Source organism: Streptomyces sp. NPDC005195, from assembly GCF_040608315.1.
GTDB classification, from domain to species: Bacteria; Actinomycetota; Actinomycetes; order Streptomycetales; family Streptomycetaceae; genus Streptomyces; species Streptomyces kaempferi.
Genome location: NZ_JBEXHZ010000385.1, coordinates 1 through 1,134 on the forward strand (window position 1 = coordinate 1; position 1,134 = coordinate 1,134).

Annotated in this window: 1 protein-coding gene and 1 pseudogene; both read right to left on the reverse strand. The window is 75.0% G+C overall.

What is annotated here, in order from left to right:
- Positions 1 to 468, reverse strand: a 468-nt coding sequence (locus tag ABZV34_RS39825) for an AAC(3) family N-acetyltransferase (protein ID WP_356288315.1), incomplete at its 3' end; no start/stop codon positions are given.
- A gap of 86 nt (positions 469 to 554) precedes the next feature.
- Positions 555 to 1,134: pseudogene (locus ABZV34_RS39830) on the reverse strand (MFS transporter); the annotation flags it as partial.

The following is a 1,134-nucleotide window of genomic DNA, read 5'->3' on the forward strand; positions in this document are numbered from 1 at the left end:
CAGGCCGTAGGGCAGCGGGTGGGCGGCGAGCAGGGCGGGCGCGGCGGGGCCGGAGGCGGCCAGCGAGTAGAGCGGGTGCGTGGAGCGGTGGACGCCGGGCAGGGTCCGTACGAACTCGGGGAAGCGGCCCAGGCGGGGCTGGACGGGGTGCACGTCCGGGTCGAACGGGGGCAGGGACGCCCTGATGTGGGGCCACCATGTGGGGGGCACGGGCCGCTGGACCCAGGTCGCCGGGTCGGTCAGGTAGGTGGTGAAGGCGGGCACCACGAGGGTTCCCGACTCCCCGACGGCCTCCCGCAGGGCCCGCAGGAGGGCGACGGGACCGCCCACCGTCCAGCCCAGGGCGCTCAGGGAGGTGTGGACCATGACGACGTCCCCGCGTTCGACACCCAGGGCCCGCAGGTCCCCGGCCAGTTCGCGGCCGCTGTAGGGGCCGGGGGTGCGGGCATCGGCGGCGGGGTGCAGCATCCATGCCTCCGGTGTCTGCGCTGTCTGCCCTGTCCTTGATATCTGCGCGGTCTGCGGTGTCTGCGGTGTCTTTGATGTCTTCGGGTTCAGTCCAGGGCGGGCTGGTCCGCGGTGGACCGGGGTGCCGGCACTTCGGCGGAGACGGCGGAGGCCGCGGCGGCGGCGCGTACCGCGGGCTGGACGAGGAGGGCCGCGGCGGTGAACAGGACCGCGGCCGCCGTCCAGCCGAGGCCGGAGCCGCGGCCGATGAACGCGGTCAGGATCAGCGGGCCGAGGATCGACTGCAGGCCGTGGTGGAGCTGGAAGGCACCGAGGTACTCGCCGCGCCGGTCCTCGGGAGCCAGGCCGATGCCGATGCCGAAGGACCCGGCCGCGTGCCACAGTTCGGCGCCGGTCATCACCACGAAGGCCGCGCACACCAGGAACCCGGCGGTGAGGGTGCCGAGATGGCCGGTGGGGATCAGGAGCAGGCAGGCCGCCGCGCCGGCCAGGCCCGCGCGGCGGGCGAGGCGGGCGGCACCGGGCAGGTCGTCGCTGCCCCTGGCCGCCCGGACCTGGAGCAGCACGCACAGCACGGTGTTGAGTCCGATGAGCAGGGGGGTGAGCACGGTGGGCAGGCCGGTGCCGACGACGATCCACAGCGGGATGGCCACCGCCAGCACGCAG